Source organism: Flavobacterium limicola (genome assembly GCF_003634755.1).
GTDB lineage: Bacteria > Bacteroidota > Bacteroidia > Flavobacteriales > Flavobacteriaceae > Flavobacterium > Flavobacterium limicola.
Window position 1 is genome coordinate 261,046 of sequence record NZ_RBXA01000001.1, and the last position, 17,583, is coordinate 278,628.

The 17,583-nt window shown below is 35.2% G+C and carries 13 protein-coding genes; 7 read left to right on the plus strand and 6 right to left on the minus strand.

Going from position 1 to position 17,583, the window contains the following annotated elements; genetic code table 11:
• The first annotated feature begins 115 nt into the window (after positions 1–115).
• Entirely contained in the window at positions 116–556 is a 441-nt protein-coding gene (locus BC952_RS01120) for a retropepsin-like aspartic protease (protein ID WP_121363894.1), read from the plus strand.
• A 55-nt stretch (positions 557–611) separates the two neighbouring features.
• Here BC952_RS01120 and odhB read toward each other — a convergent pair whose 3' ends face one another.
• Both odhB and BC952_RS01130 read right to left on the minus strand, forming a co-directional pair.
• On the minus strand, positions 612–1,850 hold the full coding sequence (gene odhB / locus BC952_RS01125) for a 2-oxoglutarate dehydrogenase complex dihydrolipoyllysine-residue succinyltransferase (RefSeq protein ID WP_121363895.1): 1,239 nt from the start codon (positions 1,848–1,850) through the stop codon (positions 612–614).
• A gap of 82 nt (positions 1,851–1,932) precedes the next feature.
• Positions 1,933–4,707 carry a 2-oxoglutarate dehydrogenase E1 component gene (locus tag BC952_RS01130; protein WP_121363896.1) on the minus strand — a complete coding sequence of 925 codons (2,775 nt, stop codon included), beginning with the start codon at positions 4,705–4,707 and terminating at the stop codon, positions 1,933–1,935.
• Positions 4,708–4,827: 120 nt separating this feature from the next.
• Between BC952_RS01130 and BC952_RS01135 the strand changes: the two genes are divergently transcribed.
• Positions 4,828–5,370, plus strand: a complete 543-nt coding sequence (locus BC952_RS01135) for a hypothetical protein (protein ID WP_121363897.1) — start codon at positions 4,828–4,830, stop codon at positions 5,368–5,370.
• A gap of 42 nt (positions 5,371–5,412) precedes the next feature.
• Here BC952_RS01135 and BC952_RS01140 read toward each other — a convergent pair whose 3' ends face one another.
• Both BC952_RS01140 and BC952_RS01145 read right to left on the minus strand, forming a co-directional pair.
• A complete protein-coding gene (locus BC952_RS01140; protein ID WP_121363898.1) occupies positions 5,413–5,766 on the minus strand; it encodes a hypothetical protein in 354 nt (117 codons plus the stop codon).
• Between the two features lie 157 nt (positions 5,767–5,923).
• On the minus strand, positions 5,924–6,898 hold the full coding sequence (locus tag BC952_RS01145; RefSeq protein ID WP_121363899.1) for a polyprenyl synthetase family protein: 975 nt from the start codon (positions 6,896–6,898) through the stop codon (positions 5,924–5,926).
• A gap of 211 nt (positions 6,899–7,109) precedes the next feature.
• Between BC952_RS01145 and BC952_RS01150 the strand changes: the two genes are divergently transcribed.
• The 5 genes from BC952_RS01150 (at position 7,110) to BC952_RS01170 (ending at position 14,036) form a co-directional block, all read left to right on the plus strand.
• Positions 7,110–7,631: a YceI family protein gene (locus BC952_RS01150; protein WP_121363900.1), complete on the plus strand. Its 522-nt coding sequence runs from the start codon at positions 7,110–7,112 to the stop codon at positions 7,629–7,631.
• Positions 7,632–7,786: 155 nt separating this feature from the next.
• Positions 7,787–8,383, plus strand: a complete 597-nt coding sequence (locus tag BC952_RS01155) for a TetR/AcrR family transcriptional regulator (RefSeq protein WP_121363901.1) — start codon at positions 7,787–7,789, stop codon at positions 8,381–8,383.
• A 2-nt stretch (positions 8,384–8,385) separates the two neighbouring features.
• Positions 8,386–9,726, plus strand: a complete 1,341-nt coding sequence (locus BC952_RS01160; protein ID WP_121363902.1) for a TolC family protein — start codon at positions 8,386–8,388, stop codon at positions 9,724–9,726.
• Between the two features lie 5 nt (positions 9,727–9,731).
• On the plus strand, positions 9,732–10,793 hold the full coding sequence (locus tag BC952_RS01165; RefSeq protein WP_121363903.1) for an efflux RND transporter periplasmic adaptor subunit: 1,062 nt from the start codon (positions 9,732–9,734) through the stop codon (positions 10,791–10,793).
• Positions 10,794–10,862: 69 nt separating this feature from the next.
• Positions 10,863–14,036, plus strand: coding sequence for an efflux RND transporter permease subunit (locus tag BC952_RS01170; RefSeq protein ID WP_121363904.1), 3,174 nt, complete (start codon positions 10,863–10,865; stop codon positions 14,034–14,036).
• A gap of 712 nt (positions 14,037–14,748) precedes the next feature.
• Here BC952_RS01170 and BC952_RS01175 read toward each other — a convergent pair.
• Together BC952_RS01175 and BC952_RS01180 are read right to left on the minus strand one after the other, a co-directional pair.
• Complete coding sequence (locus BC952_RS01175) at positions 14,749–16,119, minus strand: NADH-quinone oxidoreductase subunit N (protein ID WP_121363905.1); 1,371 nt, start codon at positions 16,117–16,119, stop codon at positions 14,749–14,751.
• A gap of 13 nt (positions 16,120–16,132) precedes the next feature.
• On the minus strand, positions 16,133–17,575 hold the full coding sequence (locus BC952_RS01180; protein WP_121363906.1) for a complex I subunit 4 family protein: 1,443 nt from the start codon (positions 17,573–17,575) through the stop codon (positions 16,133–16,135).
• Positions 17,576–17,583: the final 8 nt, after the last annotated feature.

Consider the following 17,583-nt stretch of genomic DNA (forward strand, 5'->3'; position numbering starts at 1 on the left):
ATTACAAGAATAAAACTTGTCGAAAAAATGGTTTTAAAAAGATTCGTTGGATTCGTTCCATAACTCCATGTATCTTTGTAAAACAGAAAAAATTACTGAAATAAATTCGGCATAAATGAAGAACCTCCACGATATCCTTAAAAAAGAAAACTACAAAAAAGTAAAATTTAAAATTACTAAAACACAACATCTTTTGATAAAGGCGAAAATCAATGGTGTTTCAGGGAATTTTATTCTGGATACAGGCGCTTCAAACAGTTGTGTAGGATTTGAAAGTGTCGATTTGTTTCTCTTGGAAGCAAAAAAATCCAAAACGAAAGCCGCTGGTGCGGGAGCCACCGGAATGTTTACCCAACTGGCTTTAAAAAATCAATTGCAGCTTGGTTCTTGGAAGGATTCAAATTTTGAGATTGTTATTTTTGATTTGTCTCATGTAAATGAAGCGCTAACACAGCACAAAGCAAAACCGGTCCATGGAATTATAGGTGCTGATATCTTGATGAAAGGAAAAGCGATTGTGGATTATTACAATCATTATCTATATTTGCTGAAATAAAAAATCCTATTTAGAAAAACTAAACAGGATTTTTTTATATTCTAAAACCTTAAAACTATAGTTCTAAAGCTTTTTTAGGATTGTTATCCATCAATAATTCCATTGGGTTTTCTAATGCTTCTTTTACAGCTACTAAGAAACCTACAGACTCACGACCATCAATAATTCTGTGGTCATAAGAAAGTGCTACATACATCATTGGGTGAATTTCCACTTTTCCGTTTACAGCAATTGGACGATCGATAATGTTGTGCATTCCAAGAATTCCAGATTGTGGAGGATTGATGATTGGTGTACTCAACATACTTCCAAAAACACCACCGTTAGTAATCGTAAACGTTCCTCCAGTCATATCATCCACTGTGATTTGACCATCACGCGCTTTGATTGCTAATCTTTTAATATCAGCTTCAACTCCACGGAAAGTCAAATTCTCTGCATTACGAACTACAGGAACCATTAATCCTTTTGGTCCTGAAACTGCAATTGAAATATCGCAAAAATCGAAAGCAATCTTATGATCACCATCCATCATTGAGTTTACATCTGGGAATAATTTTAACGCTCTAGTTACTGCTTTAGTAAAGAAAGACATGTATCCTAAACCAATTCCGCCATGTTTTGCTTTAAATGCATCTTTGTACTCATTACGCAAGGTGTTGATTGGCGTCATGTTTACTTCGTTGAAAGTAGTCAACATCGCTGTTTCGTTTTTAGCAGCAACTAATCTCTCAGCCACCTTACGACGCAACATCGATAACTTAGTACGCTCCGATCCACGAGAACCACCTGTAGGCGTCCCCATTGAAGGCGCTGCATTTACGGCATCATCTTTAGTGATTCTTCCGTCTTTTCCAGTTCCTGTTATAGAAGCTGGCGCTATATTTTTCTCGTCTAATATTTTTCTTGCCGCTGGAGATGGAGTTCCTGAAGCATAAGTCGCTGCTGGAGCTGCTGCTACCGGTGCCGCTTTTGGCGCTTCTGCTTTAACTTCTGCTTTTGGTGCTTCAACTGTTTTTGTAGCTTCAGCAACTGGCGCATCACCTGATGGTTTTACTCCGTCAGTATCAATGTGACAAACTACTGCTCCTACTGCTACTGCATCTCCTTCTTCTGCTTTTAAAGTAATGATTCCGCTTGCTTCTGCTGGCAATTCTAATGTTGCTTTATCAGAATCAACCTCAGCAATTGCTTGGTCTTTTTCTACATAATCTCCGTCTTTTACCAACCAAGTTGCAATTTCAACTTCCTTTATAGATTCCCCTGGTGATGGGACTTTCATTTCTAAAATCATCTTTTTTTTGTTTAAGGTTTGAATTGTTTAAAGTTCAAATTCACCCGAGAGCAACTTTAAACCTTAAACTTTAAACTAATTTTTATCTGTATAAATTTTTATCAAAAACCATTCGTAAAGCATCAGCCTGACGGCGTTTTGCTCTTGTATAACTACCAGCTGCTGGAGCTGCGTATGCTTTTAGTGAAGCCAATCTCCATTTTACTAAATCGAAATTCATCAACATAAAGCTATATGCTCCCATGTTTTTTGGTTCTTCTTGTGCCCAAACATAATCATCAGCGTTTGGATATTTAGCAATAATTTCTTTTAATTGTTCCACTGGCAATGGGAATAATTGTTCGATTCTAACAACCGCAACATCATTTCTACCCAGATTTTCTCTTTCGGCGGTGATGTCATAATAGAATTTTCCGGTACAAAAAACTAGTGTTTTCACCTCGTCTTTATTCACTGTTTCATCATCGAATGTTTCTTGGAAACTACCTGTTGCAAATTCTTCAACTGAAGAAACCACTCTTGGATCACGCAATAAACTCTTTGGTGTAAACACAATAAGCGGTTTACGGAAGGTTGTTTTCATTTGTCTTCTCAACAAGTGAAAGAAGTTGGCAGGTGTTGTACAATCCGCAACATACATATTATGTCTGGCGCAAAGTTGTAAATAACGCTCCATTCTGGCTGATGAATGTTCAGCTCCTTGTCCTTCATATCCGTGGGGTAATAATAAAACAATACCGTTCTGGTTGTTCCATTTATCTTCTCCACAAGAAATGTATTGGTCAATCATAATTTGAGCTCCATTACTGAAATCTCCAAACTGTGCTTCCCAAATGGTTAGTGTATTTGGGTTTGCCAAAGCATATCCGTAATCAAATCCTAACACTCCATATTCAGACAAAAGAGAATTGTAAATATTGAATTTTCCGGTTGCACCTTCTAAATTACTCAATAAAGTAACTTCTTCTTCTGAATCTTCCACTTTTACAACGGCGTGACGGTGAGAGAATGTCCCACGCTCCACATCTTGTCCGGAAATACGAACATCGTATCCTTCTTTTAAAAGTGAACCATACGCTAAATGTTCGGCCATAGCCCAATCCAGCTTATTCGTTTCGAAAAACATTGTTTTTCTATCGTTGATCAGTTTTTGAATTTTGCTTATGAATTTTTTATCTGTTGGCAAGTTACAAATTACATTTGCTACCTCAGTAAGTCCTTCTTTTGGGAAAGTAGTGTCTACTTTTTTAAGCATTTCAACATCAGAAACCTGCTCAAAACCTTTCCACTCATTTTTCATGAACGGGGTAATAATAGTCAAATCTTTTTTACGGGATTCTTCTAAGTTAATTTCAAGGTTTGATTTGTATTCTTGCTCCAAGCCTTTTACAAAAGTGTTGTCAATTACTCCGTCAGCAAGTAATTTCTCCATGTAAATATCTCTTGGATTCTTGTGCTTAGCAATGATTTTATACAATACCGGCTGTGTGAAACGAGGCTCATCACCTTCGTTATGTCCGTATTTTCTATATCCTAATAAATCGATGAAAACGTCACGTCCAAATTGCATTCTGAAATCCAAAGCAAATGACATTGCGTGAACAACAGCTTCAGCATCATCCGCATTTACGTGCAATACTGGCGAAAGTGTCACTTTAGCAACATCCGTACAATAGGTAGAAGAACGTGCATCAAGGTAATTAGTAGTAAAACCAACTTGGTTATTGATTACAATATGGATAGTTCCTCCGGTTTTGTAACCGTCCAACTGTGCCATTTGCACAATTTCATAAAGAATTCCCTGACCAGCAATTGCGGCATCCCCGTGAACGGCGATTGGCAATACTTTAGAGAAATCGTCTGGGAAATATTTGTCTTGTTTCGCTCTTGTAATTCCTTCGATTACTGCACCTACAGTTTCAAGGTGCGAAGGATTTGGAGCCAAATTGATATTGATTTTTTTACCTGTGCTAGTAACTTTATCAGCGGTAAGTCCTAAATGGTATTTTACGTCTCCGTCAAAATATTCCTGGTCATAATCCTTACCATCAAACTCTCCAAAAATGTCCTGGGTTGATTTGCCAAAAATATTTGCCAAAACATTCAAACGGCCACGGTGTGCCATTCCCATAACAAATTGCTCTACTCCTTTTTCGGCTGCTTTTTCAATTAAAGCATCCAAAGCCGGTATGATTGATTCTCCACCTTCAAGAGAAAAACGTTTTTGACCTACATATTTAGTATGCAAAAAGTTTTCAAAAGAAACAGCTTGGTTTAATTTATTCAGAATCGATTTCTTTTCTTCCAAAGAAAATTTAGGTTGGTTGTCATTATAACCTAATTTTTTCTGAATCCACTCTACCACTTCCGGTTTACGGATATACATATACTCCACCCCAATGTGCTGGCAATATATAGTATCTAGGTGTGTGATGATTTCCTGAAGCGTACAAGGCTGAATATTAATCACCTTAGCGGCATCAAAAACAGTATTCAAATCTGCTGACGAAAGTCCGAAATTCGTGATTTCTAATGTTGGCGATGTTGTACGTCTTTCTCGAACCGGATTTGTTTTAGTGAACAAATGACCGCGAGAACGATATCCATCTATTAGCTTTAATACGTTGAATTCTTTTTGAAGCTTTTCAGAGACCAAACTTACATCCGTATTATTAGAGGCAAAATTTGCTATTTGTTCAACAGGGTTTTCCTCATTGTAAGTCGTCATTCCAAAGTCGAAACCCTGAAAAAAACTTCTCCAACTTGGCTCTACGCTATCTGGATTCTCTAAATATTGATCGTATAATTGTGCGAAAAATTCTGTGTGTGCTGCGTTTAAAAATGAAAACCTATCCATAATATTTAGTGAATATACCTTTTTTGTTAAAATAGTTTGGCAAAAGTACGATAATACAATAAATTTATAATTTATTTTAAGATACTTTTACATTGAATATTGTTAAAAAACCAAAAACTTATGACAAAGAATGGCTTTTTGAATCATTCCAAAATCTTTTTGGCGCTAATTGCTTTGTTTTTTTCAAGCTGTGTATTTGCGCAACAAAATGATATGCAACCAGAAATGGAAAATCAGTTTTGGCGAAATGTGCAATTTGGAGGTGGAATCGGATTAGGTTTTGGTTCTGGCTACACGGATATTTCTTTGGCACCAAGCGCCATTTATAATTTCAATGAATATGTAGCTTTAGGCGTAGGTTTACAATATAAATATTTAAAACAAAGAGATTTTTACGCTTCCCATTTGTACGGCGGTAGCGTTATAGGTCTTTTTAATCCGATACCTGAAATCCAACTTTCGGCTGAACTGGAACAATTAAGAGTCAATGTAAATCTGGATGGATCCAATACTAATTCACAGGATTACTGGAATACCGGATTATTTATTGGCGCAGGTTATCGATCCGGAAGTGCGACAATTGGTGCCCGCTACAATGTTTTGACTGACAAAAATAATATTTACGGCAGTGCCTTTATGCCATTTATTCGAGTGTATTTTTAAATCCTATTTCTTAATATTTAAGGAATCCAAACTGAAAAAATATTAACGATATTTATTCCTGAACCAAACTTTTTGCCATTCTCTTTTTAGAATCAGAAAAGCGACTTGTTCCGCCAGAATTACTAAATCAGAACCATCTAGTTTTTTTATTTCTTCTTCGGAAACATCAATTATGTACAATAAATTGAGATATTCAGCAAATTTATACTGAATGAGTCGGTAGATTTTTTCATGAAGCTGTAACTTCAATTCAGCAGGAGAAATACTCAAAGGAAAATCGATTGCTTCGTTAGCCAAATTAAAATCCTTATTCATTTGTTCGATTAATTTCAAGTATAAATTTTCACCTTCGGCTTCAGTAAGTAGTAAATCGGTATTTTTTGGAACTATAAACATTTGATTTCAGATTGTTGATTAACGAATTTAGATTTTTGATTTTAAGAAACTCTCTAAATGTTTGATTTTTTTGAATTATACTGATTCTTGAAATAAACCATTATTTACCCGAAGCAAAACTTCTGCGATCAAAAATCGTTAATCTACAATCAAAAATCTAAACTTTCCTTCCCATTAAGTTCTCACCAAAAGCCTTCAACATTTCTTTTTTCTCTGTGCTGATATTCATTTTATCCAAAGTTTGAAAAGCCTTAAACGTAAAATCCTGTATCGCATCCTGAGTTGCTTTTGAAGCACCAGAACTATTGAACAACGCTTTTACACGTTCAATTTTATCGGTATTATCTTCTGGCTGAATCGAAAATAAGCTTTTCAATTCCTGCGCTTCTTCTTCATTTGAAAATGCAACTGCTTTGAGATACAAATAGGTTTTTTTGTTCTCAATTATATCACCGCCCACTTGTTTTCCAAAGGTTTCCGGATTACCAAAGGCGTCCAGAAAATCATCCTGCAACTGGAAAGCTAAACCTAAATTTAATCCAAAATCATAAATTAAATTAGCATTTTCAACAGAAGTTTCCGCAATTATCGCCCCCATTTTCATAGCTGCTGCCACTAAAACTGCGGTTTTATATTGAATCATTTTCAAATATTCCGCAATGGTTACATCGGTGCGCTCTTCAAAATCAACATCCCATTGTTGCCCTTCGCAAACCTCGAGTGCCGTTTTGCTGAACAACTTTGCTAAATCCCTAAATATTAGAGGCTCGTATTGTTCGAAATATTGGTACGCTAAAATTAACATTGCGTCGCCTGATAAAATTCCAGTGTTTAAATTCCATTTTTCATGCACGGTTTCATGTCCTCTGCGCAAAGGAGCATCATCCATAATATCATCATGTACCAACGAAAAATTATGAAAAACTTCGACAGCCAAAGCAGCAGGAAGCGCTTTCTTGTAATCTGCATCAAAAACCTCCGCACTCATTAAAGTAAGCACCGGACGCATTCTTTTTCCGCCAAGATCTAAAATGTAATGTATAGGCTCATATAAATTTCTAGGTTCTTTGGTTTCGTATTGTGATTGCAAATAATCCGAAAGGAACTCCTGATACTGAAAAATGGTATGCATAAAATAAATTTTCGGCTAATTTACAGTATTCAATTTGCATTACAAACTCCGTTTCATTATCAAATGTTAAATAAATAAAAATACAGTGGAAACTATTTTGGTATTCAAAGTTTCCGTCTTACATTTGCACTCGAATTTAACAATTCAAATCCTTACATACTTTTTTAAATGATTGCGAAATCAATTAAATTTTAATACACCCGAATGAATTATGAAAACTAAATGGACAATTGACTCCAACCAATCTGATGTTTTGATTAAAATGAGGCATTCAATTATTGCTTATTTAGCGGGAACCATCAACAAATTCAACGGGCATATCGATATTGAAAACAATGAAATTGAAGACGCCTCTATCGAATTTTCATTGGATGTAAACAACAAGGACGGAAAACTGGAACAAATAGACACGCATTTAAAAATGAATGACCTGTTTGATGTCACTGAATACCCTATTATTAGTTTTAAGTCGACTTCATTCGAAAAAGTAAATAAAAACATCAATTTCTTGAAAGGGAATTTGACTATCAAAAACATTACAAAAGTCGTGGAATTAGATGCGGAATTCATCGGAATAAATGCTTACAATGGCGATCAGAAAGCAGCATTTGAAATAACAGGTAAAATTAACCGTAAAGATTTTGGACTAACCTTTAATTCTTTCAATCAAACCAATGGCTTGGCTTTAGGACAAGATATCAAACTGATTGCTAATCTTGAATTTACGGTTTAACTAATCAATCTAAACTAAATGTTAAATAATTACAAATTAAAAGGAAACTATTTTAGTCTTCAAAGTTTCCTTCTTACATTTGCACTCGATTTGATTAGTCCACCTTCACAATAGAACTTAATTAAAACATACTGAAACTATTTCAGCAAAAAAAGATGAAAGAAAAAATTATAAATAAAGCAAAAGATATGTTTTTGAGACTTGGTTTCAAAAGCATAACAATGGATGATATTGCTGGTGAAATGTGTATATCAAAGAAAACAATTTATAAATATTTTGCCAATAAAGAATTGTTGATACACGAAAGCACACAATTGCTTCACAAGGAAGTTCACGAAATCATCACCGAAATTATCTCTCGAGATTACAATGCAATAGAGGAAAACTTCCAGATTAGAAAAATGTTTGCTGATATGTTCAAATCTACGGACACCTCTCCTATTTATCAGCTAAAAAAGCATTATCCAGAAGTATATGAAAAGGCTTTAGAGTATCAAGTTCAAGAATGTGAAAGCTGCTTTAAACAAAACATTGAAAAAGGAATTGCTCAAGGCTTGTACAGAAAAGATATCAATATTGACGTCTATGTTAAACTTTATTACGCTTTAATTTTTACCATTAATGAAAATACCCGTTCCGAAAGAGAAGCTGCGGCCTTAGAAATGGAAGCACTAGAATACCACACCCGAGCAATGGCGACAGAAAAGGGAATTGCCGAATTAGAAAAAAACTTACTTAACCCAATTACATAACAATGAAAAAAACAATTCTTTTTATAATCTTAACATTTACTCTTGGCGTCAATGCCCAGGTAGTAAGAACACTTACGCTCAAAGAGGCAATAAATTACGCTTTGGAGAATAAAGCCGATGCCAAAAAAGCAAAACTGCAAGTGGAGAACAGCGAATACCAAATTCAAGAAGTGCGCTCCAGAGCGTTGCCACAAATATCAGCAAACGGAAATTTGACTTACAATCCTGTGATTCAAACTACTGTAATTGACGGAGCTGGATTTGGACAACCAGGAACAACTATTCAGGCCGCTTTTGGACAAAAATGGGTTTCAACAGCAGGTGTTTCTTTGACTCAAGCGATTTTCGACCAAACGGTTTTTACCGGTTTGAAGGCGGCAAAATCTACTAGAGAATTTTACCAAATCAACAACCAGTTGAGCGAAGAACAAGTAATTGAACGCGTAGCCAATAATTATTACCAAGTTTATGTTCAAAGACAAAAACTGACAGTTATTGATAGTACTTACAAAAATACCAATAAAGTAAAAGACATTATCAAAGGGCAATTTGACAACGGATTAGCTAAGAAAATTGATTTGGATCGAATTTTAGTAAAGATTTCAAACATCAATACGCAACGTCAACAAGTGCTGAATGCGGTACAAATTCAGGAAAATGCGTTGAAATTTTACATGGGAATGCCGATAGAAACTCAAATTGAGATTCCACAAACTGCATTTGAAGTAGGACCACAAGCACTATCTGAAATTCCAAATACATCTAACAGAACGGAATATTTGCTTTTGAAGAAACAAGAACAACTTTTATTTTATCAAAAAAAGGCTGTTGAAGCTTCTTATTACCCAACATTATCATTGAACGCCGGATACAATTATATCGGTCAAGGTCCAAAAATGCCTATTGGAGGGAAACCTGCTGATGGAGTTTATTGGTCAGATTTCTCTTCGATTGGATTGAATTTGAAAGTGCCAATTTTTACTGGATTTGGTACTCGTGCCAAAGTAAGACAAGCCGATATTGAAATTAGAACTGTTCAAGAAGATTTAGTTGACACTAAATTGGCGCTTGATCTGGCTTTCGCCAATGCAAAAACGCAAATTGATAACAGTTTAACTACCATCAACAATCAAAAAGAGAATGCACAATTAGCCAAAGAAGTTTTAGACAATACTAGAAATAATTATGTTCAGGGATTAGCTTCTTTAACTGACTTATTGGATGCTGAAAACTCTTTGACGGAAGCACAAAACAACTATACATCGGCCGTACTGGAATACAAACTGGCAGAAATACAATTAATCAAATCAAAAGGAGAATTAAAATCACTTATAAATAACTAACTAAAATGAAAAAAAACATACTAATCGTTGTAGCAATCGTAGCCAGTTTAGGCATTATCGGATATGTATTAATGAATAACAAAAAGGAAAACGAAGCAAAAACTGCTATTGTAGCGGAGAAAAATGCCAGTATTTCTGTTAAAGTTGCAACGGTAAAAACCGAAGAAGTTTCCCTTGATTTTGTAGCCAATGGAAATTTTGCACCGCTACAAGAATTGAGTTTTTCTGCTGAGAAGCCAGGAAGAGTAGTTCGTGTTTTAGTTGATGAAGGGGACAGAGTGCGTATTGGTCAAACATTGGCAATTGTAAGAAGCGAACAAATCACAGCTGATTTACAAACTGCACAAGCATCCTATCAAAATGCTTTGACCGACTACAGTCGTTTTGAAAATGCTTTCAAAACTGGCGGTGTGACTAAACAACAATTGGATCAGGCAAAATTGAATTTAGTAACTTCAAAATCAAGATTGCAACAAGCAAAAGTGAATATTGGCGATACGAATATCAAAGCGACAATCAACGGAATTGTGAATAAAAAATACATTGAGCCAGGATCTGTTCTTGGTGCGGGAACTCAATTGTTTGACATTGTAAATGTGTCAAAATTAAAATTGAAAGTAAATGTAAATGAAAATCAAGTTGCAGGTTTAAAAGTAGGAACTACCATTTCTGTAAAAGCAAGTGTGTATCCAGATGCAACATTCTCTGGAAAAATCTCGTTCATCGCTCCTAAAGCGGACGCAAGTTTGAACTTTCCTGTAGAAATAGAAATTGCAAATAATGCAGCAAATGATTTGAAAGCCGGAATGTACGGAACTGCTGAATTTTCTGCAAATCAAGGAAAACAATCGTTGATGATTGTTCCTAGAAATGCATTCGTAGGAAGTGTAAGCAGCAACGAAATATTTGTAATCGAAAATGGAACTGCTAAACTGAAAACGGTTACTGCAGGAAGAATTCTTGGTGATAAAGTAGAAATTTTAAACGGACTTTCAGAAGGTGAAACTGTAATTGTTACCGGTCAAATCAACCTTCAAGACGGATCTAAAGTGGATATTATAAAATAAGTCTCAAAGTCGAAAGTCTTAAAGAAACTGATTCAAGTCCAAAGCTTTAAGATATAAAAACATAAATATATGAAATTAGCAGAAATATCCATAAAACGTCCTTCCTTAGTCATCGTATTGTTTACGATACTAACCTTAGGAGGATTGTTCAGTTACAGCCAGTTGGGCTACGAATTGATTCCAAAATTTGAAACCAACGTGATTTCGATTGCAACGGTTTATCCCGGAGCATCACCTAGTGAGGTCGAAAATACCGTTACCAAAAAAATTGAAGACGCGATTTCCTCTTTAGAAAACATAAAGAAGATCGACTCTAAGTCCTTTGAAAGTTTATCCTCGGTTTCGATAACACTGACATCAAATGCTGATGTTAATATTTCGATGAACGATGCGCAGCGAAAGATAAATGCCATCATCAATGACTTACCGGATGATGCGGAAGCCCCTTCCCTAAACAAGTTTTCTTTGAGCGATTTACCAATTATGACCATTGGTGCGAACGGAAAAATGGATGAAGTTGAATTTTATGACCTAGTTGATAAAAAATTAGCGCCCGTATTATCTCGTGTACAAGGAGTCGCACAAGTAAACATTACCGGTGGACAAGAAAGAGAAATTCAAGTCAATCTTGATGCTGTAAAAATGCAGGCTTACGGACTTTCGGTACCGCAAGTACAGCAAAACATTTTATCCTCCAACTTGGATTTCCCAACCGGAAACATTCAAACTCGGGAACAAAAAATATTAATCCGCTTAGCTGGAAAGTATAAAACCGTTGAGGAGTTAAGAAACTTAATTGTGTCCTCAAGAGGTGGAATCCAAGTTCGTTTAGGCGATGTTGCAGATGTACAAGACACGCAAAAAATTACGGAGAAAGTGGCTCGTGTGAACCAGAAAAGCGCAATTATTTTACAAATTATTAAGCAATCTGATGCCAACGCAGTTGCGGTAAGTGAAGAATTGGTAAAAACCATTGCGAAACTGGAAAGAGAATATAAAACTTCCGAATTAAAACTACAAATTGCCAAAGACAGTACCATTTTTACCCTTGAAGCAGCTGATGCCGTAGTGCACGATTTACTTATTGCGGTACTTTTAGTAGCCTTTGTCATGTTATTCTTTTTACACAGTATTCGAAACTCATTGATAGTAATGATTTCGATCCCAGCATCGTTAATTGCTACTTTTATTGGAATCTATTTAATGGGTTATACGTTGAACTTGATGAGTTTATTGGGACTTTCACTTGTTGTAGGAATTCTGGTAGATGATGCTATTGTGGTTCTAGAAAACATTTACAGGCACATGGAAATGGGCAAAAACAAAGTTCGAGCTGCCTATGATGGTACGGCCGAAATAGGTGGAACTGTAGTATCAATTACGCTTGTAATTGTAGTTGTATTTTTACCAATTGCATTGAGTTCTGGTCTGGTTTCTAATATTATTACGCAGTTTTGTGTAACAGTAATTATATCTACTTTACTATCATTAGTGGCATCATTTACTATTATCCCTTGGTTATCATCTAGATACGGAAAATTAGAACATATTGAAGGTAAAAACTTTTTTGGAAGAATCATTCTTGGTTTTGAAAGTTATTTAACCCGTTTCATCAATTGGATCTCTGGATTACTGACATGGTCTTTGGATCATTACAAAACAACACTTGCCATTGTTTTAGTTTTATTCTTCAGCTCAATTGCATTGGTACCAGCAGGATTTATTGGTGGGGAGTTCTTTGCAGCATCGGATAGTGGTGAGTTTTTAGTTCAAATCGAAATGCCAAAAGATGCATCTTTAGAACAAACCAACTTCATGACGCAAAAAGCAGAGGCCTTTTTAGACAAAGAAGATTTTGTTCACAGTCAATTTACTATTGTGGGTCAAACTAGTGGTGGTATGGGGGCTTCACAATCAACTGCTTATAAATCAGAAATTAACGTGAAAATGGTTGAATTAGACCAGCGAGATGAACCTGCAAATGTTTACGCTGCAAAAACCAAACGTAAATTAGAAAAATTATTAGTTGGCGCAAAAGTAAAAACGGTTCCCGTAGGTATTTTAGGAACAGCTGAAGATGCTACTTTAGGACTTATTGTAACGGGTCCAGATGTAGCAAGTGCTATGAAATTTGCTATTGCTGCCGAAAAAGAATTGCGCACTATTCCTGGAGCCACAGAGATTGAATTATCGGTAGAAGACGGAAATCCTGAAGTTAGCGTAAAAGTAGACAGAGATAAAATGGCCGCACTTGGTTTGAGTTTACAAACGGTGGGTATAACCATGCAAACGGCTTTTAGCGGAAATACCGACGGGCGTTTTAGAGCGGGCGAATACGAATACGACATCAATATCAAGTACAATGCTTTTGATAGAAAAAGTATTGCTGATGTAAGCAACTTGATCTTCATAAACGACTCTGGTCAACAAATCGAGTTAAATCAATTTGCAACCGTTACGGAAGGTTCTGGTCCAAGTCAATTGGAACGTAGAGATAAAACAGCGTCTGTAACTGTTAAAGGCCAAAATGTTGGTGTCTCTTCTGGAACGATAGTATCACAATGGGAAGAAAAAATTGATAAATTAAAGAAACCCGTTGGTGTAGACTATATTTGGGGGGGACAAAAAGAGAATGAAACTGAAGGTTTTGGAACATTAGGAATTGCTTTATTGGCTGCTATTATCTTGGTTTACCTTGTAATGGTTTCGTTATATGACAGTTTCGTGCATCCATTCGTAGTATTATTTGCTATTCCGCTTTCATTTATTGGAGCATTACTAGCATTAGCATTAACGAATAACACCTTGAACATCTTTACAATTCTTGGAGTCATCATGCTTATTGGTCTGGTATGTAAGAATGCGATCATGCTTGTTGATTACACCAACCAACGTAGAGCCGCTGGTGAAACCATTAGAACCGCATTAATTCAAGCGAATCATGCGCGTCTTCGTCCAATTTTAATGACAACAATTGCAATGGTTTTTGGTATGTTCCCAATTGCATTAGCTGCTGGAGCTGGAGCCGAATGGAAAAATGGTTTGGCATGGGTAATTATTGGTGGATTAATAAGCTCCTTATTCCTAACCTTGATTGTCGTTCCAGTAATTTACGAAATCATGGAGAAGCTAATTGCTAAATTCTCTAAAGGAGAAAAAGTTGATTACGAAGCGGAAATGGTTGCTGATTATGACCACATCGAGTTAAGCGAAGATGGTTTTAATCCAAAACATACGGTATAAAACGTAATTATTTAAAATGTAAAACCTGTTCATTTGTTTGAACAGGTTTTTTTATTTATGATTGAAAAGATAAATCTTGAGGATAACTTGTTCAAGCAGAAATGCAATAAAAATTAATATCGCAGTTGAGTGTTCATTTAGAAATATAATTATTTCACCATTTATGTTTATTTACAAAGTGTTTTTAAAACATTGTATATTTTTCGATTAGAAATATTATTCCTTAATTTTCAATTAAAAACACATTCCATCAAGCCCAACAGAGGAAAATATCGATTACTATTTCTAGTATGTTTTACTAAAGTGTTATATCATTTCAATTACCCGCCTGTTTGCGAATCTTTCCTTATCGAATAATCAACTTTAAATTGCCAATTAAAAAGCGCCTTATCCGCATCTCAATACTCTTTAAGCCATCTTTAAAGCAAAGTAACTAGCATTTCTGGTTCAAACCAAATTGTATAATACTCCAGCGCTAACATGATTTAATTTTATTATAAAATCAAAGTTGGATTTTGATTAGTTTACTATTTGATGGATTAAGAATCTCTCTTAAATCCAAATAAAATAAGTTTGCACATCCAAAATTTAAGGTAAATTGAGAATATTTTAGATTAAAATATATCATCTTACTCTTAAAAATAAAGGTATATCATAGAAAAACCATCAAAATTGCTCTTGATGGTTTTCTGTATATTTTTAAAACTTTGGTTTATGCCAATAAATCCAACACAAATGAAGGGTACAAACCTAATGCGATATTCAATACAATTGCAATAACAGCAACAGCATAAATAATAACGGGAGTTCCTTTTCGTTCTTCATTTGGTTCTTTGGTATACATCGCCAAAATTAATTTGAAGTAGTATCCAACGCTAATAATAGAGTTCACTACTGCTACGATTACTAAAGCCAAGTAACCCGCTTGAATCGTTTGATTGAACAAAACCAACTTAGCAAAGAATCCGGCAAAAATTGGAATACCAGCCATCGAAAGTAAAGCTGCCGTAAGAATAGCTGCCAACAATGGATTTGTTTTTCCTAATCCATGGAAATTAACTACATCTTCGTTATCTCTATTTTTACAAACGTATAAAATTACACAAAAAGCGGCAATTCCAGATAAAGAATACGCTGATGCATAATACAACAAGCTTCCTGCTGATGTAGACAAACTCAATAAAGTCATCAACATAAAACCAGCATGAGAAACCCCTGAAAAAGCCAACATACGTTTCACATTCGTTTGTCTCAATGCCATAATATTACCAACGGTCATCGAAGCCATAGAAATAATAACTACTACCATTTTGAATGACTCTGAAACATCAGCATTCATTACTGATAATAATTTATACAAAGTTGCCATAGCAACTACTTTGGCTAAAGTACTCATCAATGCTGTTGTCAATGCCGGAGAACCTTCGTAAACGTCAGGTGCCCAGAAATGGAATGGAACTGCAGCTACTTTAAATAACAATCCGATAGTTACCAATACAATTCCGATTGGGAACCAAACCGGTAACTCAGCTGATTGTGATAATTCACTGATTTCCGTAACATCAAAACTTCCCATAGCTCCGTAAATTAAACAGATACCAAAAAGAATAATTCCCGAAGCAAAAGATCCCATCAAGAAATACTTCATTCCCGCTTCGTTACTTTTTAAATTCATACGATCACTTGCCGCAAGAATATACAGCGCAATTGATAATACTTCAATTCCTAAAAAGAACATTGCTAAGTTTCCAAAAGAAACCATTGCTACTGCTCCTGCCAATAAAAATATTTTTATGGCAATATAATCAGAGATTTTAGATTGATGATTTTCGTAAAAATTATGTCCCAAAGCCACCAAGAAAATGGTAAGCACAATAAACAAAGACGAAAAGGTACTTGAAAATTTACTCACAACAATCATGTTATTGTAGTAACTCTCCGTAGAATTAAATTCAGATATCGTTAAACCCAACACTCCCAATAATCCAAGTATTGTTATTGGAACAATGGCTTTCCTTAAATTAAAAATTTCAAATAAAAGGCATAAAACACCTAATCCTATTATAGCTATTAATGTATTCATTTTTTTATTTGACTTAGTTAATTCGGTTTATTTGAGTTAAAATTTCTTCCAGACTTGGCGTAATCAAATCGGTAATTGGTTTTGGATACATCCCAAAAAAGAACAAAACACCAATTATAAGTACCAATGTTATTCCTTCATTGACAGTCACATCAGCAAAAGGCTTTGTATTTGTTTCTCCCAACATCGCATGTTGAAACATTTTCAACATATAATACGCTCCTAAAATTATGGTAGTTCCTCCTAAAATGGCAAACCAAATATTAATTTGTGAAAGACTGTATAAAACGGTGAATTCTCCAATAAAGTTAAAAGTAGTAGGCAAAGCAACAGATGCTAATACCAAAATTAAAATCATCGAAGTGAATTTTGGTGATTGCGTACGGATACCGCCCATTTCAGCAATGGCTCTGGTTTCGTATCTTCTGAAAATAATTTCAGCTGCATAAAACAATCCAACAACTACAAATCCGTGTGCAATCATTTGTAAAACTGCTCCACGCAATCCGTCTAAAGTCAAAGTGTACGTTCCTGCTGCTATTAATCCAACGTGTGCCAAAGAAGAATAGGCTAATAATTTCTTTAAATCTTTCTGTTTCAAAGCAACTATAGAACCGTAAATAACACCTGCAATTCCAAGTCCTATGAAAATATACATGTACTCTTTGGCTGCCAATGGCGCCAATGGCAATTGCCAACGAATAACACTATATAATCCCATTTTTAGCATGATACCAGACAAAAGCATTGTCCCAACAGTTGGTGCTTTTTGATACACATTTGCTTGCCAAGTGTGAAAAGGAATTAATGGAATCTTAATCGCATATGCTAAGAAGAAAGCCAAGAATATCCATAATTGCTCGTTTGCTGTTAGATTCAATTTGTATAAATCTTCTAATAAAAGGCTTCCTGCTTTTTGATACATGTAAACAAAAGCCACTAACATAAATAAAGAACCTGCTAAGGTGTAGATAAAGAATTTAACTACTGCTTTTTTGCGTTCTTCTGTGTCTCCGTTACCCCAAATTAAAGCGATAAAGTAAATAGGAATCAACGATAATTCCCAGAAAATGTAATACAAAAGACCGTCTGATGCCAAGAATGTTCCTGCCATTGCAAACGACATAAACAAGATTAACGCATAAAATGATTTTGAATTTTTATAGTCATTTCCAAAAGAGGAAAATATAATTATTGGAGTCAAAACTGTGGTCAATAAAAGCATTGCCATTGATAATCCGTCTGCTTTTAGAGCAAAAGAAATATTAGGTTGCGTAATCCACTGATTGATGAAACTGATATTTTCACCTAAATTATAGTGATTTAATAATACAATAGAAGCGCCTGCAGCAGCTAATCCAAAGAACAAAGCCACTTTTGAAGCCAGTTTATCGCCTGCAAGAAAAGTTGCAAACGCACCAACCAAAAGTATAATTAATATTAGAGATACATTCATAGTATAAG